At 72.0% G+C, this 25,723-nt stretch carries 24 protein-coding genes, 1 pseudogene and 1 riboswitch; of the genes and pseudogenes, 9 read left to right on the top strand and 16 right to left on the bottom strand.

Features of this window, described 5'->3' with window-relative positions; all coding sequences use genetic code 11:
• Positions 1-686, top strand: a 686-nt coding sequence (locus RBXJA2T_RS17605; protein ID WP_009858782.1) for a uracil-DNA glycosylase, incomplete at its 5' end; no start/stop codon positions are given.
• Between the two features lie 141 nt (positions 687-827).
• Here RBXJA2T_RS17605 and glmU read toward each other — a convergent pair.
• Complete coding sequence (gene glmU, locus RBXJA2T_RS17600; RefSeq protein ID WP_029718606.1) at positions 828-2,201, bottom strand: bifunctional UDP-N-acetylglucosamine diphosphorylase/glucosamine-1-phosphate N-acetyltransferase GlmU; 1,374 nt, start codon at positions 2,199-2,201, stop codon at positions 828-830.
• Positions 2,202-2,214: 13 nt separating this feature from the next.
• Between glmU and RBXJA2T_RS17595 the strand changes: the two genes are divergently transcribed.
• Positions 2,215-3,087 carry a DUF6279 family lipoprotein gene (locus RBXJA2T_RS17595; RefSeq protein WP_009858780.1) on the top strand — a complete coding sequence of 291 codons (873 nt, stop codon included), beginning with the start codon at positions 2,215-2,217 and terminating at the stop codon, positions 3,085-3,087.
• Positions 3,088-3,168: 81 nt separating this feature from the next.
• On the opposite strand, the gene RBXJA2T_RS17590 is transcribed toward RBXJA2T_RS17595, so the two are convergent.
• The 4 genes from RBXJA2T_RS17590 to RBXJA2T_RS17575 are packed head-to-tail and all read right to left on the bottom strand — an operon-like array spanning position 3,169 to position 5,914.
• Positions 3,169-3,780 carry a DUF4136 domain-containing protein gene (locus RBXJA2T_RS17590; RefSeq protein ID WP_009858779.1) on the bottom strand — a complete coding sequence of 204 codons (612 nt, stop codon included), beginning with the start codon at positions 3,778-3,780 and terminating at the stop codon, positions 3,169-3,171.
• Positions 3,777-4,712, bottom strand: coding sequence for a tRNA 2-thiocytidine(32) synthetase TtcA (gene ttcA / locus RBXJA2T_RS17585; RefSeq protein WP_029718607.1), 936 nt, complete (start codon positions 4,710-4,712; stop codon positions 3,777-3,779). The genes RBXJA2T_RS17590 and ttcA overlap by 4 nt, the downstream gene beginning before the upstream one ends.
• On the bottom strand, positions 4,709-5,101 hold the full coding sequence (locus tag RBXJA2T_RS17580; RefSeq protein ID WP_009858777.1) for a dihydroneopterin aldolase: 393 nt from the start codon (positions 5,099-5,101) through the stop codon (positions 4,709-4,711). Before RBXJA2T_RS17580 ends, ttcA begins: the two co-directional genes overlap by 4 nt.
• 9 nt (positions 5,102-5,110) lie before the next feature.
• Positions 5,111-5,914, bottom strand: a complete 804-nt coding sequence (locus RBXJA2T_RS17575) for an SDR family oxidoreductase (RefSeq protein ID WP_009858776.1) — start codon at positions 5,912-5,914, stop codon at positions 5,111-5,113.
• Positions 5,915-5,932: 18 nt separating this feature from the next.
• Here RBXJA2T_RS17575 and RBXJA2T_RS17570 point away from each other — a divergent pair.
• Positions 5,933-7,019: pseudogene (locus tag RBXJA2T_RS17570) on the top strand (class I SAM-dependent methyltransferase).
• A gap of 5 nt (positions 7,020-7,024) precedes the next feature.
• On the top strand, positions 7,025-7,216 hold the full coding sequence (locus RBXJA2T_RS17565) for a DUF2905 domain-containing protein (RefSeq protein ID WP_009858774.1): 192 nt from the start codon (positions 7,025-7,027) through the stop codon (positions 7,214-7,216).
• Positions 7,217-7,233: 17 nt separating this feature from the next.
• Here RBXJA2T_RS17565 and RBXJA2T_RS17560 read toward each other — a convergent pair whose 3' ends face one another.
• The 5 genes from RBXJA2T_RS17560 to RBXJA2T_RS17540 are packed head-to-tail and all read right to left on the bottom strand — an operon-like array spanning position 7,234 to position 13,131.
• The gene (locus tag RBXJA2T_RS17560) at positions 7,234-8,460 is read right to left on the bottom strand and encodes a multifunctional CCA addition/repair protein (RefSeq protein WP_009858773.1); all 1,227 of its coding nucleotides are present in this window, start codon (positions 8,458-8,460) and stop codon (positions 7,234-7,236) included.
• The gene (locus RBXJA2T_RS17555; RefSeq protein WP_009858772.1) at positions 8,457-9,140 is read right to left on the bottom strand and encodes a glutathione S-transferase family protein; all 684 of its coding nucleotides are present in this window, start codon (positions 9,138-9,140) and stop codon (positions 8,457-8,459) included. The genes RBXJA2T_RS17560 and RBXJA2T_RS17555 overlap by 4 nt, the downstream gene beginning before the upstream one ends.
• A 26-nt stretch (positions 9,141-9,166) precedes the next feature.
• Entirely contained in the window at positions 9,167-10,123 is a 957-nt protein-coding gene (locus tag RBXJA2T_RS17550; RefSeq protein WP_009858771.1) for a complex I NDUFA9 subunit family protein, read from the bottom strand.
• Positions 10,124-10,126: 3 nt separating this feature from the next.
• Positions 10,127-12,154 (bottom strand): lytic transglycosylase domain-containing protein, encoded by a 2,028-nt coding sequence (locus tag RBXJA2T_RS17545; RefSeq protein ID WP_009858770.1) that lies wholly within the window; start codon positions 12,152-12,154, stop codon positions 10,127-10,129.
• A gap of 47 nt (positions 12,155-12,201) precedes the next feature.
• Positions 12,202-13,131: a LysR substrate-binding domain-containing protein gene (locus tag RBXJA2T_RS17540; protein ID WP_009858769.1), complete on the bottom strand. Its 930-nt coding sequence runs from the start codon at positions 13,129-13,131 to the stop codon at positions 12,202-12,204.
• A 96-nt stretch (positions 13,132-13,227) separates the two neighbouring features.
• Between RBXJA2T_RS17540 and RBXJA2T_RS17535 the strand changes: the two genes are divergently transcribed.
• The 3 genes from RBXJA2T_RS17535 (at position 13,228) to RBXJA2T_RS17525 (ending at position 17,013) form a co-directional block, all read left to right on the top strand.
• Positions 13,228-13,569 carry a DUF2917 domain-containing protein gene (locus RBXJA2T_RS17535; protein WP_009858768.1) on the top strand — a complete coding sequence of 114 codons (342 nt, stop codon included), beginning with the start codon at positions 13,228-13,230 and terminating at the stop codon, positions 13,567-13,569.
• A gap of 98 nt (positions 13,570-13,667) precedes the next feature.
• A complete protein-coding gene (locus tag RBXJA2T_RS17530; RefSeq protein ID WP_009858767.1) occupies positions 13,668-14,267 on the top strand; it encodes a 5-formyltetrahydrofolate cyclo-ligase in 600 nt (199 codons plus the stop codon).
• A gap of 73 nt (positions 14,268-14,340) precedes the next feature.
• Positions 14,341-17,013: a S8 family serine peptidase gene (locus RBXJA2T_RS17525; RefSeq protein ID WP_009858766.1), complete on the top strand. Its 2,673-nt coding sequence runs from the start codon at positions 14,341-14,343 to the stop codon at positions 17,011-17,013.
• A gap of 44 nt (positions 17,014-17,057) precedes the next feature.
• Here RBXJA2T_RS17525 and RBXJA2T_RS17520 read toward each other — a convergent pair whose 3' ends face one another.
• The 4 genes from RBXJA2T_RS17520 to ppk2 form a co-directional block, all read right to left on the bottom strand.
• Positions 17,058-17,660: an OmpW/AlkL family protein gene (locus RBXJA2T_RS17520; RefSeq protein ID WP_009858765.1), complete on the bottom strand. Its 603-nt coding sequence runs from the start codon at positions 17,658-17,660 to the stop codon at positions 17,058-17,060.
• A gap of 140 nt (positions 17,661-17,800) precedes the next feature.
• Entirely contained in the window at positions 17,801-18,643 is an 843-nt protein-coding gene (gene metF, locus RBXJA2T_RS17515; RefSeq protein ID WP_009858764.1) for a methylenetetrahydrofolate reductase [NAD(P)H], read from the bottom strand.
• A 130-nt stretch (positions 18,644-18,773) separates the two neighbouring features.
• A complete protein-coding gene (gene ahcY, locus RBXJA2T_RS17510) occupies positions 18,774-20,210 on the bottom strand; it encodes an adenosylhomocysteinase (protein ID WP_009858763.1) in 1,437 nt (478 codons plus the stop codon).
• Between the two features lie 85 nt (positions 20,211-20,295).
• Positions 20,296-20,376, bottom strand: a riboswitch (S-adenosyl-L-homocysteine riboswitch).
• Positions 20,377-20,436: 60 nt separating this feature from the next.
• Positions 20,437-21,600, bottom strand: coding sequence for a polyphosphate kinase 2 (ppk2, locus tag RBXJA2T_RS17505; protein WP_009858762.1), 1,164 nt, complete (start codon positions 21,598-21,600; stop codon positions 20,437-20,439).
• Between the two features lie 30 nt (positions 21,601-21,630).
• Between ppk2 and RBXJA2T_RS17500 the strand changes: the two genes are divergently transcribed.
• Positions 21,631-22,455, top strand: coding sequence for an HAD-IIB family hydrolase (locus RBXJA2T_RS17500; RefSeq protein ID WP_029718609.1), 825 nt, complete (start codon positions 21,631-21,633; stop codon positions 22,453-22,455).
• Here the strand turns inward: RBXJA2T_RS17500 and RBXJA2T_RS17495 are convergent, their stop codons facing one another.
• Positions 22,456-22,953, bottom strand: coding sequence for a hypothetical protein (locus RBXJA2T_RS17495; RefSeq protein ID WP_009858760.1), 498 nt, complete (start codon positions 22,951-22,953; stop codon positions 22,456-22,458).
• Between the two features lie 138 nt (positions 22,954-23,091).
• On the opposite strand from RBXJA2T_RS17495, the gene purT reads away from it, so the two are divergent.
• Positions 23,092-24,297, top strand: coding sequence for a formate-dependent phosphoribosylglycinamide formyltransferase (gene purT, locus RBXJA2T_RS17490; protein WP_009858759.1), 1,206 nt, complete (start codon positions 23,092-23,094; stop codon positions 24,295-24,297).
• A 216-nt stretch (positions 24,298-24,513) separates the two neighbouring features.
• On the opposite strand, the gene metK is transcribed toward purT, so the two are convergent.
• Positions 24,514-25,695 carry a methionine adenosyltransferase gene (gene metK / locus RBXJA2T_RS17485; protein WP_009858758.1) on the bottom strand — a complete coding sequence of 394 codons (1,182 nt, stop codon included), beginning with the start codon at positions 25,693-25,695 and terminating at the stop codon, positions 24,514-24,516.
• Between the last annotated feature and the right edge of the window lie 28 nt (positions 25,696-25,723).

Raw genomic sequence — 25,723 nt, 5'->3', positions numbered from 1 at the left:
GTGCGCCCCGCAGCCCCGTCTGCCGCCCCGGCTCCGGCCGTGCGCGCCACGGCGCCGGCAGTCGCCCCGGTGCCGGCCGCGCCGGTGGACCTGGGGCCGTCTCGGGCCTGGACTGGCAGCCGCTGCGTGAAGCCGTCGCCGGCTGCACTGCCTGCGCGCTGGCGCAGAGCCGCACGCAGACCGTGTTCGGCGTCGGCCACCCGCAGGCGCACTGGATGATCGTCGGCGAGGCCCCCGGCGAGCAGGAGGACCTGCGCGGCGAACCCTTCGTCGGCGCGGCCGGCCAGCTGCTCGACGCGATGCTGCGTGCGCTGGCGCTGTCGCGTGCGGCCGATGGGGACCCGGCGCAGCGTGTCTACATCGCCAACACGCTGAAGTGCCGGCCGCCGCGCAACCGCAACCCGGCGCCCGACGAACTGCAGCGCTGCGAGCCTTTCCTGGTGCGCCAGATCGAGCTGGTCAAGCCGCGCATCATCCTCGCGATGGGGCGTTTCGCGGTGCAGGCGCTGCTGCGCAGCAGCGAGCCGATCGGCAAGCTGCGTGGGCGCGTGCACCGCTACCAGGGCGTGCCGCTGGTCGTCACCTACCACCCGGCCTACCTGCTGCGCAACCTGCCCGACAAGGCGCGCGCCTGGGACGACCTGTGCCTGGCCGCGGCGGTGGCCGAACGCACCGGCGGCGGCTGAAGGGCTCAGAAGAAGGGGTCAGGTCCTGAGGGACCTGACCCCGGTCTTTCTGCGGCAGGTCCACGGCCGAAGGGGTCAGGTCCTGCGGGACCTGACCCCGGTCTTCTTGACCCCGGTCTTCTCCGTCTTCACGTCTCCACGTCAGCCCTTCGGCACCTTCTTCGGCCGCTGCCAGCCCGGCAGGCTGGCCTGGCGCGCGCGTGCGACGGTGAGCTGGCCGGCCGGTGCGTCCTTGCCGATCGTCGAGCCGGCGCCGATCGTCGCGCCGTCGCCGATCGTCACCGGAGCGACGAGCACGCAGTTCGAGCCGACGTGCACGTCGGCGCCGATCACCGTGCGGTGCTTGTTCGCGCCGTCGTAGTTGGCGGTGATGCTGCCGGCGCCGTAGTTGACGCGCGGGCCGACCGTGGCGTCGCCGAGGTAGGCCAGGTGGTTGGCCTTGGCGCCGTCGGCCAGCGTCGAGTTCTTCACCTCGACGAAGTTGCCGATGTGCACCTCGCGGCCGAGCGCGGCGCCCGGGCGCAGGCGCGCAAACGGGCCGACCAGCGCGCCGGCACCCACCTTGGCGCCTTCGACGTGGGTGAACGGATGCAGCACCGCGCCGGCGCCGATCTCGGCGTCGCGGATGACGCAGTTGGCGCCGATCGAGACGCCGTCGCCGAGCACGACGCGGCCTTCGAAGACGCAGTTGACGTCGATCTCGACGTCCTGGCCGCAGTCCAGCGTGCCGCGCTGGTCGAAACGCGCCGGGTCGGCCAGGCGCACGCCGGCGGCCAGCAGCGCCTCGGCGCGCTGGCGCTGCAGGCGGCGTTCCAGGTCGGCCAGCTGCGCCGGGCTGTTGACGCCCAGCACCTCGGTCTCGCCCGACGCCGCCGCGGCGACCACGGCCACGCCTTCGGCGACCGCCATGCCGACGATGTCGGTCAGGTAGTACTCGCGCTGGGCGTTGTCGTCCTTCAGCGCCATCACCCAGCGCTTCAGCAGCGCCGTCGGCGCGGCCATCATGCCGGTGTAGACCTCGCGGATCGTGCGCTGCGCCTCGCTCGCGTCCTTGTGCTCGACGATCGCCGTCACCGCGCCCGCGGCGTCACGCACGATGCGGCCGTAGCCGCTGGGGTCGGCGAGCTCGACGGTCAGCAGCGCCAGGCGTTCGCCGCCGCAGGCCGCGGCCAGCGCGGCGGCGGTCTCGGGGCGGATCAGCGGCACGTCGCCGTTGAGGATCAGCGTCGTGCCGGCGGCTTCGTCCAGTGCCGGCACCGTCTGCTGCACCGCGTGGCCGGTGCCGAGCTGCGGCTCCTGGCGCACGAAGACCGCGCCGCTGGCCGCCGCGGCGGCCTCGACCTGCCCGGCGCCGTGGCCGGTGACGACGACGGTGCGCAAGGCCCCCAGCGGAGCGGCGGCATCGAGGACATGCTGCAATAGGCTGCGACCGCCGAGCCGGTGCAGCACCTTCGCCCGCGCCGACTTCATCCGCGTGCCTTTGCCCGCGGCCATCACGACGACGTTCAATGCCATGAGACGGTCCTTGTTGAAAGCGGCGATTATCGCGGCCGCCCTGGTGCTCGCCGGCTGCAGCACGCTGCGTCTGGGCTACGACAACGGCCCCCGGCTCGTGTGGTGGTGGCTCGACGGCTACCTGGACCTCGACTCGCGCCAGGCGCCGGCGGCCAAGGCGGCGATCGCGCGCTGGTTCGACTGGCACCGCGCCAACGAACTGCCGGAGTACGCCGCGCTGCTCGCCGAGGCGCGCCAGACGGTGATGCAGCCGACCACGCCCGAGGCCGTCTGCCGCTGGACCGGGCGGCTGCGCGAGGCGGCGATGCCGGCGCTGGACCGTGCGCTGCTGGAAGGCGCGCCGCTGCTGGCCGGCTTGCGCGAGCCGCAGCTGCGCCACCTGGAGCAGCGCTATGCCAAGCGGCTGGACGAGATGCGCGAGGAGTACCTGCAGGCCGACCCGGTGGCACGGCGCGAGGCCGCGGTCGAACGCGCTGTCGGCCGCTTCGAGGACTTCTACGGCCGCCTGGACGCGGCGCAGCGGCGCGTCGTCGCCGAGGCCGTGGCCGCGTCGCCGTGGGACCCCGAGGCCTGGATCGCCGAGCGCGACCGGCGCCAGCGCGAGATCGTGCAGACGCTGCGCCGGCTGGTCGCCGACCGTGCCGACGCCGACACCGCGCTGCCGGCGCTGCGCACGCTGGCTTCGCGCGGCGAACGTTCGGCCGATGCGGCCTATCGCGAGCAGCAGGCCCGGCTGGAGCTCTACAACTGCGGTTTCGCCGCGCGTGTGCACAACACGACGACGCCGGTGCAGCGCGAGCGGGCGCGCGAAAAGCTGTCGGGCTGGGAGCGCGACCTGCGCTCGCTGGCCGCCGCGGCCACCGGCACGCTGGCAGTCCAGCCCTGAGCCGGGACACGCAAGGCCGGAAGGCCTCGCGTGCCAGGCTCAGGCCCGAGCGCGATTTCACGCGCTCGGGCTGAGCCGGCTTCAGCGTGCGTCGGGCGCCAGCGGCACGACGACGCGGCGCGGGTTGACGCCGGTCTTCGGGAAGTCCATCAGCGCGGCGGAGAACATCGCCGCCAGCGTCGGGTCATCGAGGCCGCGATGGCTGTCCAGGCTGGCGCGCGCCTCGAACAGCGGCTGGCCGCTGGCGCGGTCGCGCAGCAGCACCGCGACCTCGCCTTCGTAGCGCGTCACGCGGTCCATGTACCCGGGGCCCCAGAACGGCCCGGGGCCGTACCACGGCGAGTTGCGCCAGTAGCCCCAGCCGCCGCGCCACCACAGCGGGTCGTCCCAGATGATCTGCTCGGCGCGGGTGACGCGGGCACCGACTTGCACCAGCACGTCGGGCGCCTGACCGGCGGCGGCCGGCGTGAAGCCGGCCTGCTCCAGCGCCGGGCGGGCGGCCAGTTCCAGGCGCTCGGTCTCGGCGGCGCGCGCCTGCTGCGACGGCAGGCGGTCGAAGGCGTAGGTGCCGGGCGCCCGCTCGGCGGGCCAGGAGCCGTAGCTCGAGACGTCGGCGGTGACGCTGTTCAGGCCCGCACAGCCGGCGAGCAGGGCCGCGGCGGCAACGGCCGCGGCGCCGATCCAGGTCTTCATGGCGTGTCCTCGGAGTCCGGTGCGATGCGCAGCGCGCCCGGTGCCGGCGGCGGCGGCGCGCAGGGCTCCTCGTCGAAGGCCTTGTCGCCGTCCGCGTCGGCCACCCCGGTGGCGCGCAGCGTCTCGAAAGGATAGAGCTTGCGGTCCATCATGTGCGACGGGACGATGTTGCCCATCGCGGTGAACATGTTGTCGATCCGCCCCGGGTACTGGCGTTCCCACTCGCGGATCATCTTCTTGATCTGCACGCGCTGCAGGTTCTCCTGATTGCCGCACAGCGAGCACGGGATGATCGGGAACGCCCGGTGTTCGGCCCAGCGCTCCAGGTCGGTCTCGGCGACGTAGGCCAGCGGCCGGATGACGACGTGGCGGCCGTCGTCGCTGACCAGCTTCGGCGGCATGCCCTTCATGCGGCTGCCGAAGAACATGTTCATCAGCAGCGTGACGACCATGTCGTCGCGGTGATGGCCGAGCGCGATCTTGGTCGCGCCGATCTCGCTGGCGACGCGGTACAGCACGCCGCGGCGCAGCCGCGAGCACAGGCTGCACATCGTCTGGCCCTCGGGCACCAGGCGCTTGACGATCGAGTAGGTGTCCTGCTCCTCGATGCGGAACTCGACGCCGCGGCTCTTCAGGTAGGTCGGCAGCACCTCGGCCGGGAAGCCGGGCTGCTTCTGGTCGAGGTTGACGGCGACGATCTCGAAGTCGATCGGCGCGCGCTCGCGCATCGACAGCAGGATGTCCAGCAGCGCGTGGCTGTCCTTGCCGCCGGACATGCAGACCATCACGCGGTCGCCGGCCTCGATCATGTTGAAGTCGCCGATCGCCTGGCCGACGAGGCGGTGCAGGCGCTTGGACAGCTTGTTGGCTTCGAAGGCGGCCTTCTTCGCCGCCGCGGCGTCGGTGGTGATGACGGTGTCCATCGTGTTCATTCCTTGCAGCCGAAGACCTCGACGCCGACCGCCGCGCAGTCGGGGTAGACGTCGGGCTTCTCGGTGGAGACGCGCGCCGCGCGCACCATCGGGTGGGCCATCAGCGAGCGCAGCAGGTCGTCGGCCAGCGTCTCCTGCAGGTGGATGTGGCCGCGCGCGACACGTTCGGCGACGGTGCTGCGGATGAAGTCGTAGTCCAGCACTTCGTCGAGGCGGTCCTCGCTCGGCGTCGACAGCGCCAGCGGCACCCAGAGGTCGACGTTGATGACGATGCGCTGCTCGCCCTGCTTCTCGAAGTCGTGCACGCCGATGTTGACGTGGATCTCGTGGTCGCGCAGGAACAGGCGCCGGCAGTCGCGCAGCGTGGCGGAGAAGGGGAGGCTCTGCATGATGAGGGGTCAGCCTTGGCGGGCGATGAACAGCACGTCGCGCGCCTGGGCCTGCAGATGCTGGCCCCCGTCGACGAGGATCGTGGTGCCGGTGATGGCCGGCGATTCGAGAACGAAACGCACCGCGCGCGCGACGTCGGCGGCGGTGGATGAGCGCCCGAGCGGCGTCATCTGGTGGGCGGCGGCGAACTCGGCCTGGTCCATGTCGCCCGAAGGCAGCGTGACGCCGGGTGCGACGCCGCAGACGCGCACCGCCGGCGCCAGCGCCTGGGCGAGCAGCGTCGTCGCCTCGCGCAGCGCGGCCTTGGACAGCGTGTACGAGAGGTGGTCGGGGTTGGGGTTCCAGAGCTTCTGGTCGAGCAGGTTGACGGCGCAGCCGCCGCCGGCGCGTGCCAGCGCGCGCGCCAGCACGACGGCCGGCGCGACGTTGGCGCGCCAGGCGCGCTCCATCGCCGCGTAGCCGAAGTCCTCGGTCGTGTCGTACTCGAACAGCGAGGCGTTGTTGACGACGGCGTCGACGCGGCCGAAAGCGGCCTGCACGGCCGGCAGCAGCGCTTCGCACTCGGCCTCGACGGCGAGGTCGGCGGCGAACACCTGGCCGCGTGCGCCGACCGAGGCCAGCGCGCGCACCGCGGCCTCGGCGTCGGCAGCCGAGGCGCGGTGGTGCAGCGCCACGTCCCAGCCGTGGGCGGCGAGTTCGAGCGCGATGGCGCGGCCGATGCGGCGCGCGGCGCCGGTGACGAGGGCGACCGGGCGGCTGCCGTCGGGCGCGCCTGCGCCGCCGACGTGGGCTCCGACGTGAGCTGTTCCCATGCTTCCTACAATGCCCGCGTGACCACAGGCGAACCCGACAGTTTATCGGCGCGCATCGCCGCGCGCCTGCGTGCGGACGGTGGCTGGTGGCCGTTCGACCGCTTCATGGCTGCGGCACTGTACGAGCCGGGCCTGGGCTACTACACCCGGGGGCGCCCCGGTGTTCGGCACGATGCCGGCCTCGGGCAGCGATTTCGTCACGGCGCCGGAGCTGTCGCCGCTGTTCGGCGCCGCGTTCGCGCGCCAGGTCGCGCAAGCGCTGGCCGCCGCCGGCGCGCACGAGGTCTGGGAGTTCGGTGCCGGCAGCGGCGCCTTCGCGTCGCAGCTGCTCGCCGCGCTGCCACCCGACACGTGTTACCACGTCGTCGACCTGTCGGGCACGCTGCGCGCGCGCCAGGCCGAACGCCTGGCGCCGTTCGCGCCGCGTGTGCAGTGGCACGACACGCTGCCCGAGGCGATCGAAGGTGTCGTCGTCGGCAACGAGGTGCTCGACGCGATGCCGGTGCAGTTGCTGCACTGGGACGGCGGACGCTGGTTCGAACGCGGCGTCGTCGACGACGGTGGCCGCTTCGCCTGGGCCGACCGGCCGACCGAACTCCGGCCGCCGGTCGAGACCGGCTTCCTGCCCGGCACCACGATCGAGCTGCCGGCGCAGGCTTCGGCCTTCGTCGCGACGCTGGCCACGCGGCTGGTGCGCGGCGCGGCCTTCTTCGCCGACTACGGCTTCCCCGAGCGCGAGTACTACCACCCGCAGCGCCGCGGCGGCACGCTGATGTGCCACCGCGCGCACCGCGCCGACACCGACCCGCTGGTCGAGGTCGGCGAGAAGGACATCACCGCGCACGTCGATTTCACGGCGGTCGCGCTGGCCGGCCAGGACGCCGGGCTGGACGTGATCGGCTACACCTCGCAGGCGCGGTTCCTCGCCAACTGCGGGCTGTTCGAGCTGCTCGAAGGTGCCGACGCGCGCACGATCGCCCACGCGCAGAAGCTCGTCACCGAGCACGAGATGGGCGAGCTGTTCAAGGTGATCGGCTTTGCAAGGGGGCTGCCGGATTTCGCTCCCGTCGGGTTCGCCGCCGGCGACCGCACGCACACGCTGTAGCCGCGATGCGCTGGCTGCTGGTCTTCCTCGTCGCCTTCCTGCTGTTCAACGGGCTGCAGCAGCTGCTGCGGCGCATCGGCCTGGGCCGGCTGCCGGGCGACTTCCGCGTGCGCGTCGGCGGCCGCGACTGGTACTTCCCGCTGGCCTCGTCGGCGGTGCTGAGCGTGCTCGTCGGGCTGATCTCGCTGCTGGTCTGACCGGGGCGGCCGAGCCGTTACAGCGCCGCGCCGACGGCGTCGGCTCGGGCGAGCTGGATCGCGGCGGCGATCTGCGGCCCCTTGGCGCCGCGGGCCGCGGCGGCCGCCGCCACGGCCGCGGTGTCGACACCGCGTGCGGCCTCCAGCAGCGCCGTCAGGCGTTCACGCTGCGGATAGGGCCGGTCCTCGAGCCCGCTGCGGCCGCGGGCGTCGCATTCGCAGGCCCACAGCGCCTCGGCAAAACGTTCCGGGCGGCGGAAGGCGTCGCAGCGTTCGAGCAGGCGCACGATGGCGGCGGCGCCGAACTCGTTGCTGCGGTGGAGGTTGCCGTGCTCGCGCGCGACCAGGTCGGCCAGCTCGCGGCAGGGGTTGGGCACACGCCAGCGATCGGCCACCGCCCGCGCCAGCGTGGCGCTGCGGCCTTCGTGGCCCAGGTGGCGCGGCAGCACGTCGGCCGGCGTCGTGCCCTTGCCCAGGTCGTGCATCAGGCAGGCCCAGCGCACCGTCAGCGGCGCCTGCAGCCGGGCGGCCATGTCCAGCACCAGCATCGTGTGCACGCCACAGTCGACTTCCGGGTGGTGCTCCGGCGGCTGCGGCACGCCCCAGAGCCGGTCGAGTTCGGGCAGCAGCCGCGCCAGCGCGCCGCAGCGGCGCAGGATCTCGAACATGCGGCTGGGCCGGGCCTCCATCAGCCCGCGCGACAGCTCCTGCCAGACCCGCTCGGGCACCAGCGCGTCGACCTCGCCGTCGGCGACCAGGCGTTCGAGCAGCGCCTCGGTCTCCGGCGCGACCGTGAAGTCGGTGAAACGCGCCGCCAGCCGCGCCAGGCGCAGCAGGCGCACCGGGTCCTCGACGAAGGCGTCGGAGACGTGGCGGAAGATGCGCGCCTGCAGGTCGCGCTGGCCGCCGTGCGGGTCGACCAGCGTGCCGTCCTCGGCGCGCGCGATCGCGTTGATCGTCAGGTCGCGGCGCAGCAGGTCGTCTTCCAGCGTGACCGACGGGTCGGCGTGGATCGTGAAGCCGCGATAGCCCGGCGCCGACTTGCGCTCGGTGCGCGCCAGCGCGACCTCCTCGCCGGTCTCGGGGTGCAGGAAGACCGGGAAGTCGCGCCCGACGGGGCGAAAGCCCGCGGCGACCAGCTCCTGCGGCGTGCTGCCGACCACGACCCAGTCGCGGTCGCTCGCCGGCAGGCCCAGCAGCGCGTCGCGCACCGCGCCGCCGACGACGTAGAAACGTCCGCTCATCGGCTGCTGCGGTACGGTTCCTCGTCGGCGATGAAATCGGCTTCGGCCAGCGCGTCGGCGATCCAGGCGGCGACACCCGGCGCGGCGAGCACCCGCCGCACGTAGGCGCGCGTGGCGTCGGACACCGGCAGCGCGTAGCTCACGAGCCGCGTGCAGACCGGCGCGTAGAACGCGTCGGCGGCGCCGAACTCGCCGAACAGGAAGGGGCCGCCGCTGGCGTCCAGCGCCTCGGCCCACATCGCCTCGAGCCGCGCAACGTCGCGCTGCAGCGCCGGCTGCTCGGCCCACAGGCGCTCGCCGACGTCGGGCAGCGCGGCCTCGATGTTCATCGCGCAATGCCGGCGCAGCGCGCCGAAGCCGCCGTGCATCTCGGCGCACAGGCTGCGCGCGCGAGCGCGCTGCCGGGCGTCGGCCGGCCAGACGCCGGCCTGCGGGAACCGTTCGGCGAGGTACTCGGTGATCGCCAGCGTGTCCCAGACGGCGAAACCGTCGTCCAGCAGCACCGGCACCAGCCCGGCCGGGCTGACCGCGGCGACCTGGCGGCGGAAGTCCGAGCCCTCGGCGAAGTCGAAGCGCAGCTTGCGTTCGTCGAAGACGATGCCGAGCTGGCGCATCAGCACCCAGGGCCGCATCGACCACGACGAGTAGTTCTTGTTGCCGATCACCAGTTGCAGGCTCATCTCGGGCGTTCTTTCGTTCAGGACGTTCAGCCGCGGCGCGCGTGCCCGCGCCAGCGGTCGTAGCGTGCACGCCCGAAGGCGCGGCCCAGGTAGGCCGGTGCGATCGCTTCCATCGCCGTCGGCGTGATGCCCAGCGCCTCCAGGCCCGGCAGCTTGCCGCTGGCGACGTTGGCCACGCGCATCGAGTCGAGGTTGTCGCGCGACATCAGCGGCGTGCCCGGCATCATCTCCATCAGCAGCGCCTGCAGCCGGCCGACGGCGTCGGGCAGCGGGAACTGCGGCCGTTCGTGGCCCGACCAGCGCCCGGCCAGGCGCACGATCTCCGACAGCGTGTAGACCTTCGGGCCGGCCAGCTCGTAGACCTGGCCGATCGTCGCCTTGTCGTCCAGGCAGCGCACGATGGCCGTCGTGACGTCCTCGATCCACACCGGCTGCATCTTCGCGCCGCCGCCGGGCAGCGGCACGAACGGCGCCATCGCCTGCAGCTCGGCGAAGACGTTGAGCACACGGTCCTCGGTGCCGAAGATCAGCGACGGCCGCACGATGGTCAGCGCGACGCCGGGCGACTGCAGCGCGGCTTCGCCCTCGGTCTTGCTGCGCAGGTAGTTCGACGGCCCGCCGGCGCCGACACCCAGCGCGCTGACATGCAGCACACGCCGGCCGCCGGCGGCGGCACAGGCATGCGCGATGCGCCGCGGCAGCTCGACGTGCACGCGCTGGAACTGCTCGCGGCTGCCGTGCAGGATGGCGATCAGGTTGATGACCGCGTCGGCCTGGGCGACCAGGCGTGCCAGCGTGCGCTCGTCGTGCACGTTGGCCTCGACGAGCTCGACGGTGGGCAGCGAGCGCAGCACGACGCCGTGCGAGAGGCGGCGCGTCGGCACGATGACGCGGCCGCCGCCGCCGCCGTTGCGCTCGACCAGCCGTTCGACGAGCGAACGGCCGACGAAACCGGTACCACCGAGGACGAGAACGTTCTTCATGGTTCAGGGGAGGTCACGATCGACGGGAGGGGCATTCGGGGCGGGTGGGCCGATCGGGCCGCCCAGCCGGGCCTTCAGCGACGGCGGGGTGCCGCCCAGCACGGCGGAATAGTAGACGGCGTTGGACAGCACCTTCTTCACGTAGTCGCGCGTCTCGCCGATCGGGATCGCCTCGACCCAGGCGGCGGGCTCGACGGCCGGCGCGTCGCGCCAGCGCCGCGGCCGGTTCGGGCCGGCGTTGTAGCCGGCGGTGGCCAGCGGCTGCGAGCCGGCGAAGTCGTCCAGCACCATCTTCAGGTAGCTCGTGCCCAGCAGCAGGTTGGTGTCCGGGTCGGTGAGCATCGCCGGCTTGTAGTCCAGGCCGATGCGGCGCGCGACGATGCGTGCCGTGGCCGGCATCACCTGCATCAGCCCGCTGGCGCCGACGCTCGACTGGGCGACGGTGATGAAGCGCGACTCCTGGCGGATCAACCCGAAGGCGTAGGCCGGGTCCAGGCCGACGCGGCGCGCGGTCTGCGTCAGCGCGGTGCGGTGCGGCGTCGGGAAGCGCTGGGCGATGTCGATCTCGGCCTTGCTGCGGTCGCTGGTGAAGATGCAGCGGTCCCAGACCTCGCGCTCGCAGGCCATCTGCGCGGCGGCGAGCAGGTCGCGCTCGGCCAGGCCGCGCAGCGAGAAGTTCCACTCGCGCTGGCCTTCGCTGCGCAGGCCCAGGTCGATCAGCTGCAGCGCGCGTGCGAAGCCGGGGTTGAGGCGCGCCGCCTCGCGTTCGGCCGGCTGCAGCGTGCGCGGCGGGGGCGGCAGCACGAACGGCAGCCCCAGATCCTCGGCGGCGAGCTGGCCGTAGAAGTGCATCTGGCCGGCGATCGACTGCAGCATCGCACGCGCCGCCGTGCGGTCGGCCTCGCCGGCGGCGCCGGCCGCGGCGCTGGCGGCCATCGCGCGCGAGCGCCAGTAGACCCAGGCCGCGTTGGCGCGTTCGGCCGGGCTCATGGCGTCGATCGCGCGTGCCAGCAGCGGCCAGCGGTCGGGCGCGTCGCCGGCACGCAGCGCCGCGCGTGCGCCCCAGGCCAGCGTGTCGTCGCTCCAGCCGGGGGCCGAGGCGCCGGCCAGCGTCCAGGCGCGGCGGTAGTGGTCCAGCGCCTGCGGCTGCTGCAGCACCGCCGTCCACTTGCCGGTGAAGGCCCAGGCGAAGGCGGCGTCACGCCGGCCCAGGCGCTGCTCCCAGCCGCCGGCGGCGAGCTGCGCGGCGGCGGCCGGCGGGTCGTTGGACGCCAGCTTCAGCAGCGCCAGCAGCGCCACCGCCGGCGCGGTGTCGGTGCGCGCCAGCGTGCGCGCCGGGTTGGCCACCGCGTCGTCGACCGCCTTCGTGGTCTCCGGGCCGAGCAGGGCCACCGCGGCGCGCAGCGAGCGCTGCCCGCGTGCCGAGTTCTGGCGCTCGAGCTCGAAGGCCAGGCGGGCCTGCTGCCAGACGTCGTCGACGTTGAAGCGGCCGGCGGCGAACATCGATTGCGCCAGCAGCGTGCAGCCGTCGTCGGCCTCGCGCTGGGCGTACCAGGCTTCCAGCGCGGCCTGGCGCACGTCGCGCCCGGACTGGTGCTCGATCAGCCGCGTGTAGCAGGTGACCTCGCGGTCGTCGTTCATGCGAAAGCGCGGCACGTCGCGGGCGAAGTTCGCCCAGTCGCGGCGCTTGCCGAGTTCGAGCAGCCAGTCGTTGCGCAGCCGGTCCTCGACGTACTGGCCGCTCCAGCGGCGGTAGAAGGCCTCGACCTCGGTGGCGTCGGCTTCGCGCAGCCGGCCCGACAGGTCCCAGTAGTCGACCCAGGGCGCCAGCGGGTGCGACGCGAACAGCGCTGCGGTGCGCAGCGCCGACAGCCGGGCGCGGTCGCCCTTCTGCGCCGCGGCGCGGGCGTCGAGGATCAGGTCGTCGCCGGTCTGCGCGCGGGCAGCCGGCAGCACGAAAGCCAGCGCGAGCGCGGCGACGGCGGCAGTGCGCGCGGGGGCCCGGCGGATGATGCGATGCAGGGCGGTCATGGCTCGGAATCTAGCGGATCGTGAGTAACCGTCGGCCCGCGGCGCGATCAGGCCGACTCCAGCGCGGCCCGCGTGGCGAGCGCCTGCTCGAGCACCCAGTCCTCGAAGGCGGCGAGTTCGGGCCGCTCGCGCCGCGCCGGCCAGCGCACCAGCCAGTAGGCGAACGGCGAGCGCAGCCGCCCGGCCGGACCGAAGGGCTCGACGAGCTCGCCGCGCTCCAGCGACTCGCGCACCAGCGCCAGCCGGGCCAGCGCCACGCCCTGGCCGGCGGTGGCGGCCTGGATCTGCTGGTAGGTGTAGTTCAGGTAGAGCCAGCCGCGCGGCTCGAGGTCGGGCACGCCCTTGGCGGCGAGCCAGTGGCGCCAGCTCAGGTACTCGACGCTGGGCAGCTGCGAGTCCTCCTCGAGCAGCGTCATCGGCGCCAGGTCCTCCGGGCGCGCGAGCGGGCCGAGCGCGGGGCTGGCCACCGGCGTCAGCACCTCGCCGAACATCGGCGTCGAGCCCGGCGGCGCGTCATCGGGGTGGCAGTAACGCAGCGCGAGGTCGAGCTCCGGGTCGTCGAGCTCGACGATGGCGTCGGTGGCCGAGACCCGGATGTCGATGCCCGGGTGCTCGCGCTGGAACTGCTGCAGCCGCGGCAGCAGCCACATCGACGCGAACGACGGCCAGGTCGTCAGGTTCACCTGGCGCCGGCCCTGGGCGACGCGGATCTGGTGCACGGTGGCGTCCAGGCGGTCGAGCAGCGGCGCGACGGTGCGCAGCAAGGCCTCGCCGGCGCTGGTCAGCTCGACGTGGCGCGTGCCGCGCAGCAGCAGCGGCACGCCGATCTCGTCCTCCAGCGAGCGGATCTGACGGCTGATCGCCGGCTGTGACAGGTGCAGTTCGTCGGCCGCGGCGCGAAAACCGAGCCGGCGGGCGACCGCCTCGAAGGCGCGCAGCGGGCCGATCGACAGTGGGCGTTGGCGTGGGCGATTCATGCGCTTTGATTATCAATGCGGCGCAGATTTTCGATTGGACCCCGGGCCTAGGGCTGCCGAAAATAGAGGCCAGGAAGTCAAAGCCTGGAGCCCGCGATGTCGCAAGCCGCCATGAGCAATCCGCATCAAAACGCACCGTGGGAGTGGGCCGTCGGCCCGGCCATGGCGATGCGCGTGCCGGCGGCGAACCAGCCGCGCTGGCTGGTGGTCTCCGAAGGCCGCGTCTGGTTGACGCGCAGCGGCGCCGGCCCCTACGAGGCTGACATCTGGCTGGACGCCGGCCAGCGCCATGAACTGCCCTCCGGCAGCGAGTGGGTCATCGAAGGCTGGCCCTCGGCGCAGGTCGAACTGCTCGAGGCACCGTGCAAGACGCCGGCGCGCCGTCTGGCGCGTCCGGGTCGCTGGCACGCGCCCTGGGGCGCGGCGCACGCCGCCTGATTCGGCGCCGAAAGCCGCGCCTCAGCGCTCGGAGAACGGCTCCGGACGCCTCGCGCCCGTCTAGGCTGGCCGGGCGCCAGGCCTCACAATCGGAGGTCATGAACCTGCCGTTCCCGCTGCCGCTGCAGCCCTCCCGCGACAAGAAGACGCTGAGGCGCCAGCTCCAGGCCGAACGGCAGTCGCTGGTCGACCGCCACCAGCGCTCGGTGCATCTGCAGGAGGTGCTGCGCGTGTGGCTCATCGGCCGCGTCGAGAACACCATCGGCGCCTACTGGCCGATCAAGGGCGAGTTCGACGCGCTGCCGGCGCTGTACTGCTGGAGCGAGGCCGAGCCCGACCGCCGCATCGGCCTGCCGGTGATGGACCGCGAGACCAAGCAGCTGCGTTTCCATGTCTGGTATCCGGGCTGCCCGATGGAAGAGGACGCCTACGGCATCCCCAAGCCCAAGGACACCGAGCAGTTCGAGCCCGGCCTGCTGCTCGTGCCCTGCGTCGGTTTCGGCCCGGGTGGCGTGCGCCTGGGCTACGGCGGCGGTTTCTACGACCGCACGCTGGCGACGCTGCAGCCGCGGCCGCTGACCGTCGGCGTCGCCTATGCCCACGGCTTCGTGCCCTGGCTCGAGGCCGAGCCGCACGACGTGCCGCTGGACGTCGTCCTCACCGAGGACGGCGTGCACTGGCAGCATCCCGACATCTGAGCGCCGTGCGGCCGCCCGCCGCGCCGGGTGGCCCGTCCACGAAGACGTCTTCCGGGCGTCGCAGGAGTCCACGATGAGCCAACTGGGTCGCCACCGTGCGCTGCACCCGCTGTCTGCCGCCCTGGCGGCTGTCGTGCTGGCGGTCCTGTCCGCCTGCGGCGGTGGTGGCGGCGGCGGCGGCGGGAACGCGGTGGAGGGCACGCTGTCGGTGTCGTCCAACCTCGTCGTCGACGGCGACACCAACGACCCGAACCAGCGCCGCGTTGCCAACGACGACGCCGACAGCGCGCAGCCGATCGCCGCCACCAGCCAGGTGATGGGCACCGTCAACCTGGCCGGCGCCGGGCCCGCCGGCGCCAGCCGCGCCGGCGGCGATCCGGGCGACTTCTTCCGCGTGACGCTGGCCGCCGGGCAGACGCTGCAGCTGGACTTCACCGCCGACTCCGCCACCAACGACCTCGACCTGTACGTCTTCCGCCGCAACGGCGACTCGTACCTGCTGGTCGGCGTGTCCAACGGCGTGTCGCTGTCCGAGTGCGTGCGCATCAGCGCGGCCGGCGAGTACGTCGCGCTCGTCGACGCCTACGCCGGCGGTTCGCTCTACAACCTGCGCATCGCGGCGGCGGGGGCTTCCGGCGCGTGCTTCAACTCGACGGTCACCGGCGGTGCCGGGCCGCTCGTGCCGGGGCAGCTCGTCGTCGGCCTGGACGCCGGCAGCGCGCGCGTGCACGCCGCCGGTGCGCTGTCCCGGACCCACGGGCTGGCGCTGCTGGAAGGCGGCGTGGCGCCCGGGCGGGTCGGCCTGATGGCCCTGGCCGCCGACGAGAAGACCCGCCGCCGCGGCCTGCTCGCGCTGGCCGGCGCCGACGAGGCGGCCTGGCGTGAGGCGCGCCGCCCGGCCTGGATGGACCGCCTGTCCACCGACTCGCGGCTGCAGGTCGAGACGCTGCAGTACGCCAAGCGCCTGGCGGCGAGCGGGGCCTTCGATCACGTCACCGTCAACCGCCCGCTGCGCGCCACGGCGCTGGTCGGCCGTTTCCCGCCGGACGACCCGCGCTATTCGCTGCAGCGCTGGCACTACGAGCAGATCGCGCTGCCGTCGGCGATGGACACGCTGGTCGCCATCGAGCCGCAGCCGACGCAGCGGCCGATCGTCGCGGTGCTGGACACCGGCATCGTCGCCGAGCATCCCGACTTCGCCGGCCAGATCACCACCGGCTACGACTTCATCCAGGACCCGGCCTCGGCGGGTGACGGCGGCGGCCTCGATGCCGACCCGGACGACCTGCGCAGCGCCGCGTCGCAGCCGTCGTTCCACGGCACCCACGTTGCCGGCACCGTGGCCGCGGCCAGCTTCAACGGCGACGGTGTCGCCGGGGTTGCGCCGATGGCGCTGGTGATGCCGCTGCGTGTGCTCGGCCGGGGTGGCGAGGGCACGTTCTACGACGTCCTGCAGGGCCTGCGCTACGCGGCGCGGCTGGCCAACGACTCGGGCCGGTTGCCCGAGCGGCGCGCCGACGTCGCCAATCTCAGCCTGGGCGGCGCCGGCATTGCCTGCGACGCCGCCACCGTCGCGCTGCTCGGCCAGGTGCGGGCCCAGGGCACGCTGGTCGTCGCGGCGGCCGGCAACGACTCGGCGCGCGACGCCGGGCGGGTGGCGGCGGTGAACTACCCCGCCAACTGCGCCGGCGTGCTCGCGGTCACGGCCACCGACGCGCAGCGCGGCCTGGCCTACTACGCCAACGGCGGGGCCGAGGTGGCGCTGGCCGCGCCCGGCGGCGACATGCGCGTCGCGACCACCGGCAGCGGCCTGCCCGACGGCGTCTACAGCACGCTGGCCGGCTTCGATGCCGGCGGCGTGCGCGTGCCGACCTACGGCGCCTTCCAGGGCACCTCGATGGCGACGCCGCACGTCGCCGGCGTGCTGGCGCTGATGCGCTGGGTCCACCCGGCGCTGACGGTCGACGAGGTGGACGCGCTGCTGCAGTCCGGGCAGCTGAGCGACGATCAGGGGGCGGCCGGCCGCGACACCGCCTACGGCTGGGGCATCGTCAACGCGGCCAAGGCGGTGCGGGCAGCGCTGGCGCTGAAGAACGGCGGTGCCGTGCCCGGGGCGCAGGGCGTCCTGGAGACGCAGCCGTCGGCGCTGGACTTCGGCACCACCACCACAGGCCTGGACTTCGTCGTGCGTGCCACGGCCGCCACCGACGAGACCGTCACCGGCGTCGCGGCCGACAGCGTCGCGGTGACGGTCGCCGCCGTCGCGGTGGACGCGGCCGGCCTGGGCCGCTACCGCGTCACGGTGGACCGCAACGCCCTGGCCGCAGGCGTCTACACGCCGACGGTCACGGTGCAGACCAGCCGCCGCACGCTGAGCGTCACGCTGGCCGTGCAGAAGCTGGCCGCCACGACAGGCGTCGACATCGGCCCGATCTACGTGCTGGTATACGACACCGCGACCCGGGAGGTGGTGCGGCGAGGCCTGGTGCGCGCCAGCGGCGGCGTCTACCGCTACCGCGTCGACGGCGTGCGCTCGTCTTCGGTGGCGATCGTCGCCGGCAGCGACTACGACAACGACGGCAGCCTCTGCACCAGCGGCGAGGCTTGCGGCGCCTACCCGGTGCTGGGCGCGACCTTGACCCCGGTGGACCTGACCGGCGACCGCAGCGGGCTGGACTTCCTGCTGTCGGCGCTGGGGGCTGCAAACGCGGAGGCCGCCTCGCGGGCGGCCTCCTGGAAACGCTAGGACGTTGGACACGCGGCCCGGCATGGCCGGGCTCGCGGGGGGCATCAGAAGCGCTTGCCGATGCCGATGCCGACGAGCAGCGGGTCGACCTTGAAGGTGCCGTGGTCGGTGCCGCCGATCGAGACGTCGGTGCGGATCTGGACCTTCTTCACGTCGACGTTGAACAGCCAGCCGTCGCCCAGCGGAACGTCGACGCCGACGTTCAGCGCCGCGCCGAAGCTGTTCTTGTCGATCTTCGCGCCGGGAACGTCGAGGTCGACGCTCGAGAAGCGGGTGTAGTTGATGCCGGCGCCGACGTACGGGCGGAAGCCGTTCAGGCCGGTGAAGTGGTACTGCAGCGTCAGCGTCGGCGGCAGGTGCTTCAGCGTGCCGATCTTGGCGCTGCCGGCCTTCACGTCGTGCTTCTGCGGGTAGGTCAGGATCAGCTCGGTGGCCAGGTTCGGCGTCCAGAAGTAGGTGATGTCCACTTCCGGGAACGTCTTCGAGTTGGCGTTGAGGTCCAGGTCCGTGCCCTTGTTGGCCGGATCCAGGTACAGCGCGCGGCCGCGGACGATCCAGGAGCCGGAGTCGTCGGCCTGGGCCTGGGCCAGCGGGGCGGCCAGACCGGCCGACAGGGCGACGAGGGCGAGCGCGGTGCGCTTGAACATGGAGAAACTCCTCAGCTTTTGATCTGGCCACATGGCCTGGATCAATTTGGCGCGCCTGCGCAAACGTCAACTTTGAGCTGGCGCAAAGCCCTAGGGGCAAACACCAGTTCCGCCGGCTCTTGTGTTGCTCTTGACCGACGTCAGGCGTCTTGAGCCAAGCCGAGTCTGCGGCAGATCTCCAGCGAAAGCGAGGACTGGTTCAGCGTATAGAAATGCAGCGCCGGAGCACCGCCGGCGATGAGCCGTTCGCACAGCCGCGTGACGACCTCGATGCCGAAGGCGCGCACCGACGCGGTGTCGTCCATGAAGCCTTCCATCTTCAGCGCCACCCAGCGCGGGATCTCGATGCCGTCGCGCGCGGCGAACTGGGCGATGCGCGCGTAGTTGTGGATCGGCATGATCCCCGGGACGATGGGCACACGCACGCCCAGCTTGTGCACCTCGTCGACGAAGTGGAAGTAGGCGTCGGGGTTGAAGAAGAACTGCGTGATCGCCGAGTTGGCGCCGGCGCCGACCTTGTTCGCGAAGTGCTCGAGGTCGCGGCGCGCGTAACGCTGCTGCGGGTGGTATTCGGGGTAGGCGGCGACCTCGATGAACCAGTCGTCGCCCTGGGTGCGGCGGATGAACTCGACGAGCTCGCTGGCATAGCGGAACTCGCCCGCGGTCGCGGTGCCGCTGGGCAGGTCGCCGCGCAGCGCGACGATGCGGCGGATGCCCTGCTCGCGGTAGGTGGCCAGGATCTCGGCGATGTTGGCTTCGGTGCTGCCGACGCAGGACAGGTGCGGCGCGGCCTCGTGGCCCATCGCGGCGATGGCCTTGACGGTGTCCAGCGTGCGCTCGCGCGTCGTGCCGCCGGCGCCGTAGGTGACGCTGAAGAACTCGGGGTTCACCGCCGCCAGATCCTGGACGACGGTGCGCAGCTTGTCCGCGCCGACCGGCGTGTTCGGCGGGAAGAACTCGAAGCTGACGGGCGTGGTGCTCATGGGCGAACTCGCGGGCGGGCATGAGAGAAGCGGGCCGTGTCCGCCTCTTGGCGGAACAGCGGCCCATCAAGCAAGCGCCGCGACCCGGCTCTGCCGGGCCGCGGGGGAGCGCCGAAGGCGCTGCGGGGGCTCAGTACCGGTACGTATCCGGCTTGTAGGGCCCTTGCTTGGGCACGCCGATGTAGGCCGCCTGCTCTTCGGTCAGCTCGGTCAGCTCGGCGTTGAGCGTCTTCAGCTGCAGGCGCGCGACCTTCTCGTCGAGGTGCTTGGGCAGCACGTAGACCTTGCCGACCTCGTAGTAGTCGCTGTGCGTGAACAGCTCGATCTGGGCGATCGTCTGGTTCGCGAACGACGAGCTCATCACGTAGCTCGGGTGGCCGGTGGCGCAGCCCAGGTTCACCAGGCGGCCCTTGGCCAGCATGATGATGCGCTTGCCGTCCGGGAAGATGACGTGGTCGACCTGCGGCTTGATCTCCTCCCACTGGCACTTGGCTTCGAGCGACGCGACGTCGATCTCGTTGTCGAAGTGGCCGATGTTGCAGACGATCGCGTTGTGCTTCATCTTCGCCATGTGGTCGAAGGTGATGACGCTCTTGTTGCCGGTGGCGGTGACGAAGATGTCGGCCTTGTCGGCGGCCCAGTCCATCGTCACGACGCGATAGCCTTCCATCGCCGCCTGCAGCGCGTTGATCGGGTCGATCTCGGTGACCCAGACCTGGGCCGACAGCGCGCGCAGCGCCTGCGCGCTGCCCTTGCCGACGTCACCGTAGCCGGCGACGACGGCGATCTTGCCGGCGACCATCACGTCGGTGGCGCGCTTGATGCCGTCGACCAGCGACTCGCGGCAGCCGTAGAGGTTGTCGAACTTGCTCTTCGTGACCGAGTCGTTGACGTTGATCGCGCGGAACAGCAGCGTGCCCTTGGCCGACATCTCGTTCAGGCGGTGCACGCCGGTCGTCGTCTCTTCGGTCACGCCGATGATCTCGGCGCTCTTGCGGCTGTACCAGGTCGGGTCGACGGCGAGCTTGGCCTTGATCGCGGCGAACAGGCAGGTCTCTTCCTCGCTCGTCGGCTTGTCCAGCACCGACAGGTCCTTCTCGGCGCGCTTGCCCAGGTGCATCAGCAGCGTCGCGTCGCCGCCGTCGTCGAGGATCATGTTCGGGCCTTCGCCCGGCGTGCCGGCGGGGCCGAACTCGAAGATGCGGTGGGTGTAGTCCCAGTAGTCGGTCAGGTTCTCGCCCTTGTAGGCGAAGACCGGCGTGCCGCGCTCGACCAGCGCCGCGGCGGCGTGGTCCTGGGTCGAGAAGATGTTGCACGAGGCCCAGCGCACCTGCGCGCCCAGCGCCTGCAGCGTCTCGACGAGCACCGCGGTCTGGATGGTCATGTGCAGGCTGCCGGTGATGCGCGCGCCCTTGAGCGGCTGGCTCTCGGCGTACTCGCTGCGGATGGCCATCAGCGCGGGCATCTCGCACTCGGCGATGTTGAGTTCCTTGCGGCCCCAGGCGGCGAGCGACAGGTCGGCGATCGCGTAATCGGGGTGGTGCTGTGCTTTCAGGACGGCGTTCATCACGGGGCTCCAGTTCGGTTGGAACCCGCGCGGCAGGCGTCAGGGGAGGTTCAAGCGCATCGCCCACCACCCACGACGTCAGTCGAGCGGGTGAGCGCAGTTGCAATGGGGGTGAGATTTCCGAGCCTGGCCTCAAGCGGGTGAGGTTGCAACGCTCCTCGGAAACGGTGCGCGATTGTAGCCACGGGCCGGCCGCGCGCGAAACGGCGCCGGCCCGCGGCCGGGGTCAGGCGTCGGCGGCCGGCGTGAATTCGTCCGCGCGGAAGCTGGCGATCGCCGCGCGCCCGACGAGCAGCGTGTCGACCGTGCCAAGCGTGTGCAGGTCCTTGTTCGAGTACGGCAGGCGGTGCAGCAGGTAGCGCATCGCGTTCAGGCGCGCGCGCTTCTTGCAATCCGACTTGATGACGATCCACGGCGCGTCCGAGGTGTCGGTGTGCAGGAACATCGACTCCTTGGCGCGGGTGTAGTCGTCCCACTTGTCCAGCGAGGCGACGTCGATCGGCGACAGCTTCCACTGCTTGAGCGGGTGGGCGCGGCGCTCCTTGAAGCGGCGGCGCTGCTCGTCGCGGCTGACCGAGAACCAGAACTTGAACAGGTGCACGCCGCTGCGCACGAGATGGCGCTCGAACTCCGGCGCCTGGCGCATGAACTCGTCGTACTCGTTGTCCGAGCAGAAGCCCATCACGCGTTCGACGCCGGCGCGGTTGTACCAGCTGCGGTCGAAGAGCACGATCTCGCCGCGCGTCGGCAGGTGCTGGATGTAGCGCTGGAAGTACCACTGGCCGCGTTCGACGTCGCTGGGCTTCTCCAGCGCGACGACCCGCGCGCCGCGCGGGTTCAGGTGCTCCATGAAACGTTTGATCGTGCCGCCCTTGCCGGCGGCGTCGCGGCCCTCGAACAGGATGACGACACGCTGGCCGGTCTCCTTGACCCAGGCCTGCAGCTTCAGCAGCTCGACCTGCAGCCGGTACTTCTGGCGCTCGTAGCTGCGCCGCGACATCAGGTTCTTGTACGGGTAGCCGCCGTCGCGCCAGCCGGGGCGCAGCTCGAGGTCGGGGTCGACGCCCTCGGGGACGACGGTCTCGCGTGCGAACAGCAGCCGGCGCAGCGCCTTGGCCTCGTCGGGCGAGGCGCCGGCGATCAGCGCCTGCATCTGGCGCAGCCACTCGCCATCGGGGCCGGCATCGCCGTTGGCGTGCGCGGCCAGCACGTCCTTCAGTGCCATCGCGGTCGCGGTCTGGTGGCGCTCGGCGGCGCGCTGCACGACGCTGGCCTCGATGGCCGGCGCCGACAGCGTCGGCGCGGTGTCGCCGCTGGCGACGGCACGCGGGCGACGGGGGCGTCGCGCAGGCTTGGGGGGCGGGGGGCTTGCGGCAGAATCCTGGGCCATGAGACGCGCTCGCGACGTTTCGACCTGCCCATGATCGACCGTCCAGCCGAGCTGTCAATTATCTTGAGTCAAGCCGTCGACCTCGTTCCCGCCGCACTTCACGGCAGCCTCGGCGTCTTCACCGACATCGACGACACGCTGACCGCCGACGGCCGCCTCGACGCGCCGGCCGCCGCCGCGCTGGCCGATCTGCGTGCCGCCGGCGTGCCGGTGATCGCGATCACCGGGCGGCCGCTGGGCTGGTGCCTGCCGCTGCTGGGGGCCTGGCCGCTGGACGCGATGGTTGCCGAGAACGGCGGCGCGGCGCTGATCCCCGACGGCGACGGTGCCCGCGTCGAGTTCGCCCAGCCCGCGGCCGAACGCGTGCACAACGCCGAGCGCCTGCGCGCCGCCGCGGCGCGCGTGTTGCACGAGGTGCCGGGCGCGACGCTGGCGCGCGACAGCGACGGCCGCGTCACCGACATCGCCGTCGACCATTCCGAGTTCGCCCGGCTGGACGAGGCGCAGATCGAGACCGTCGTGCGCCTGATGCGCGACGAAGGCCTCACCGCCACCGTCAGCTCGATCCACGTCAACGGCTGGATCGGCACGCACACCAAGCTGAGCGCGGCGCACTGGATGCTGCGCCGGCTGTACGGCCGCGAGCTGGCCGGCGAGATCGACCGCTGGGTCTACGTCGGCGACTCGACCAACGACCAGCTGATGTTCGGGGCCTTCGAGCGTTCGGTCGGCGTCGCCAACCTGCGGCGTTTCGCCGCCCAGCTGCACACCTGGCCGCGCTGGATCACGCGCGGCGAGCGCGGCGCCGGCTTCGCCGAGGTCGCGCAGGCGGTGATCGCCGGCTTCGGGCGCTGATCAGGCCAGCGCCAGCGGGCCCAGGCGGCGGTACGGCGCCTCGATCAGCTCGCGGTGGTGCCAGCCGCGCGCCGAGCGGATCGGGTACTCGGCGGCGTACTGGCCGTCCTCGGACGCCAGCTCGACGTAGAGCACCGGGCGGCGCTTGATCTTGCGTTCGCAGACGTAGACGAACAGCGCCTCGGGCCGCGGCTCGGCCAGCAGCTCGGCCAGCGTCGCGCGGCGCAGGCCGTTGTCGGCCAGGCGTTCCGGGTCCGACGCGGTGCCGGCCACCGGCGCGATCCAGGTCGAGCCCAGCAGCTCGCCGGGGATGCAGGGGTCCATCTCGATGCCGTACAGCTGGCCCTCGATGGTCATGCCGCGGCGCACGTTGGCCTGCAGCGGGCGGAACAGCTCGCGGAAGACGATGTTGATGTCCGCCGACTCCATGAAGCGGTGCTGGCGGTCGCCACGGTGCTCGTGCAGCGGGGCGCCGAAGAGGTCGTCGAGGTGGGCCATGCCTGACTTTCGGCTGTCCGGCGAAGTCGTTGAGCGGGAAAAGCCGGGCAAAGGTCGCGTTGTGTCGCGCGACAAGCGGCCCGCGGCATGCCTGCGGCGACAATCCGGGCCCTCCGTCCGACTTCCGCCCCATCCGTCATGAGCACCGTCATCGGCACGCCGCTGTCCCCGTCCGCCACCCGTGTCCTGCTGCTGGGCAGCGGCGAACTCGGCAAGGAGGTGCTGATCGCGCTGCAGCGCCTGGGCGTCGAGACGATCGCCGTCGACCGCTACGAGAACGCGCCCGGCCAGCAGGTCGCGCACCACGCGCGCACGATCACGATGAGCGACCCGGAGCAGCTGCGTGCGCTGCTCGAGGCCGAGAAGCCGCAGCTCGTCGTGCCCGAGATCGAGGCCATCGCGACACCGGTGCTCGAGCAGCTGGAGGCCGAAGGCCGCATCCGCTGCATCCCGACGGCGCGCGCCGCGCGGCTGACGATGGACCGCGAAGGCATCCGCCGCCTGGCCGCCGAGACGCTGGGCCTGCCGACCAGCCCCTACCGCTTCTGCGACTCGCTGGAAGAACTGCAGGCCGCGATCGACGGCGGCATCGGCTATCCCTGCGTCGTCAAGCCGGTGATGAGTTCCAGCGGCAAGGGTCAGAGCAAGATCGACGGCCCCGACGGCGTGAAGAAGGCCTGGGACTACGCGATGGCCGGCGGCCGTGTCGCCGGCGGCCGCATCATCGTCGAAGGCTTCATCGATTTCGACTACGAGATCACCCAGCTCACCGTGCGCGCGCTGGGCGCCGACGGCCAGCCGCAGACGCATTTCTGCGACCCGATCGGCCACGTCCAGGTCAGCGGCGACTACGTCGAGAGCTGGCAGCCGCATCCGATGAGCCCGGCGGCGCTGGCCGCCTCGCGCGACATCGCCAAGAAGATCACCGACGACCTGGGCGGCCTGGGCCTGTTCGGCGTCGAGCTCTTCGTCAAGGGCGACCAGGTCTGGTTCAGCGAGGTCAGCCCGCGGCCGCACGACACCGGCATGGTGACGATGGCCACGCAGTGGCAGAACGAGTTCGAGCTGCACGCGCGCGCCATCCTCGGCCTGCCGGTCGACGCCTCGCTGAAGAGCCCGGGCGCCAGCGCCGTGGTCTACGGCGGTGTCGACGCCGCCGGCATCGTCTTCGACGGCGTCGCCGACGCGCTGGCCGTGCCGGGCAGCGATCTGCGCCTGTTCGGCAAGCCCGAGAGCTTCAGCAAGCGCCGCATGGGCGTGGCGCTGGTGCACGCCGACGACGTCGACACGGCGCGCGAACGCGCCAAGCTCGCAGCGTCGAAGGTCCGGCCGCGGGTGGCCTGAGTCGGGAAGGCCGGGAAGGCCGGGGTCAGGTCTTGTGAGACCTGACCCCTCTTGCCGCGGCGGGGCGTGCAGCCCGGCAGCGCCGCCGCTTTTCCTGCGCCAACGAAAACGCCGGCGCGAGGCCGGCGTCGGGTGCAGCGGAGGTCCGCGAAAAGCTGGGGTCAGGTCTCGTGAGACCTGACCCCTCTTGCCTGACCCCTCTTGCCGCGGCGGGGCTTACAGCCCGGCGGCTGCGCGAAGCGCCGCAGCCTTATCCGTGCGCTCCCACGTGAATTCCGGCTCTTCGCGGCCGAAGTGGCCGTAGGCGGCGGTCTTCTCGTAGATCGGGCGCAGCAGGTCGAGCATCTGGATGATGCCCTTCGGACGCAGGTCGAAGTGGGTCTCGACCAGCTTGGCGATCTCGGCGTCGGAGATGACGCCGGTGCCTTCGGTGTAGACCGTGATGTTCATCGGCTTGGCGACGCCGATCGCGTAGGCGACCTGCACCTGGCACTGGCGCGCCAGGCCGGCGGCGACGACGTTCTTGGCGACGTAGCGCGCGGCGTAGGCGGCCGAGCGGTCGACCTTGGACGGGTCCTTGCCCGAGAACGCGCCACCGCCGTGCGGGCAGGCGCCGCCGTAGGTGTCGACGATGATCTTGCGGCCGGTCAGGCCGCAGTCGCCTTGCGGGCCGCCGATGACGAAGCGGCCGGTCGGGTTGACCAGGTAGCGCGTGTCCTGCAGCCATTCCTTGGGCAGCACCGGCTTGATGATCTCCTCGATGACGGCCTCGTAGAAGCTGGCCTTCAGCTTGGTGGCGGTCTCGCTCTGGTCGGGGTGGTGCTGGGTCGACAGCACGACGGTGTCGATCGAGTGCGGCTTGCCGTCGACGTAGCGCATCGTCACCTGGCTCTTGGCGTCGGGGCGCAGGAAGGGCAGCTTGCCGTTCTTGCGCAGCTCGGCCTGGCGCTCGACGAGGCGGTGCGCGTAGTAGATCGGCGCCGGCATCAGCTCGGGCGTCTCGTCGCAGGCGTAGCCGAACATCAGGCCCTGGTCGCCGGCGCCGGTGTTCAGGTGGTCGTCGGACGCGTGGTCCACGCCCTGGGCGATGTCGTTGCTCTGCTTGTCGTAGGCGACGAGCACCGCACAGCCCTTGTAGTCGATGCCGTAGTCGGTGTTGTCGTAGCCGATGCGCTTGATCGTGTCGCGCGCGACCTGGATGTAGTCGACGTGCGCGTTGGTCGTGATCTCGCCGGCCAGCACCACGAGGCCGGTGTTGGTCAGCGTCTCGGCGGCCACGCGGCTGCGCGGGTCCTGCTTGAAGATCGCGTCGAGGATCGCGTCCGAGATCTGGTCGGCCACCTTGTCGGGATGGCCTTCGGAGACGGATTCGGAGGTGAAGAGGAAATCGTTCGCCACTGCTGAAAAGCTCCTGTCTGTCTGTCTA

The organism is Rubrivivax benzoatilyticus JA2 = ATCC BAA-35, assembly GCF_000190375.1.
Classification (GTDB): domain Bacteria; phylum Pseudomonadota; class Gammaproteobacteria; order Burkholderiales; family Burkholderiaceae_C; genus Rubrivivax; species Rubrivivax benzoatilyticus.
Note: the sequence above shows the minus strand (reverse complement) of the source record. Positions and strands in the feature narration are given on the sequence as shown.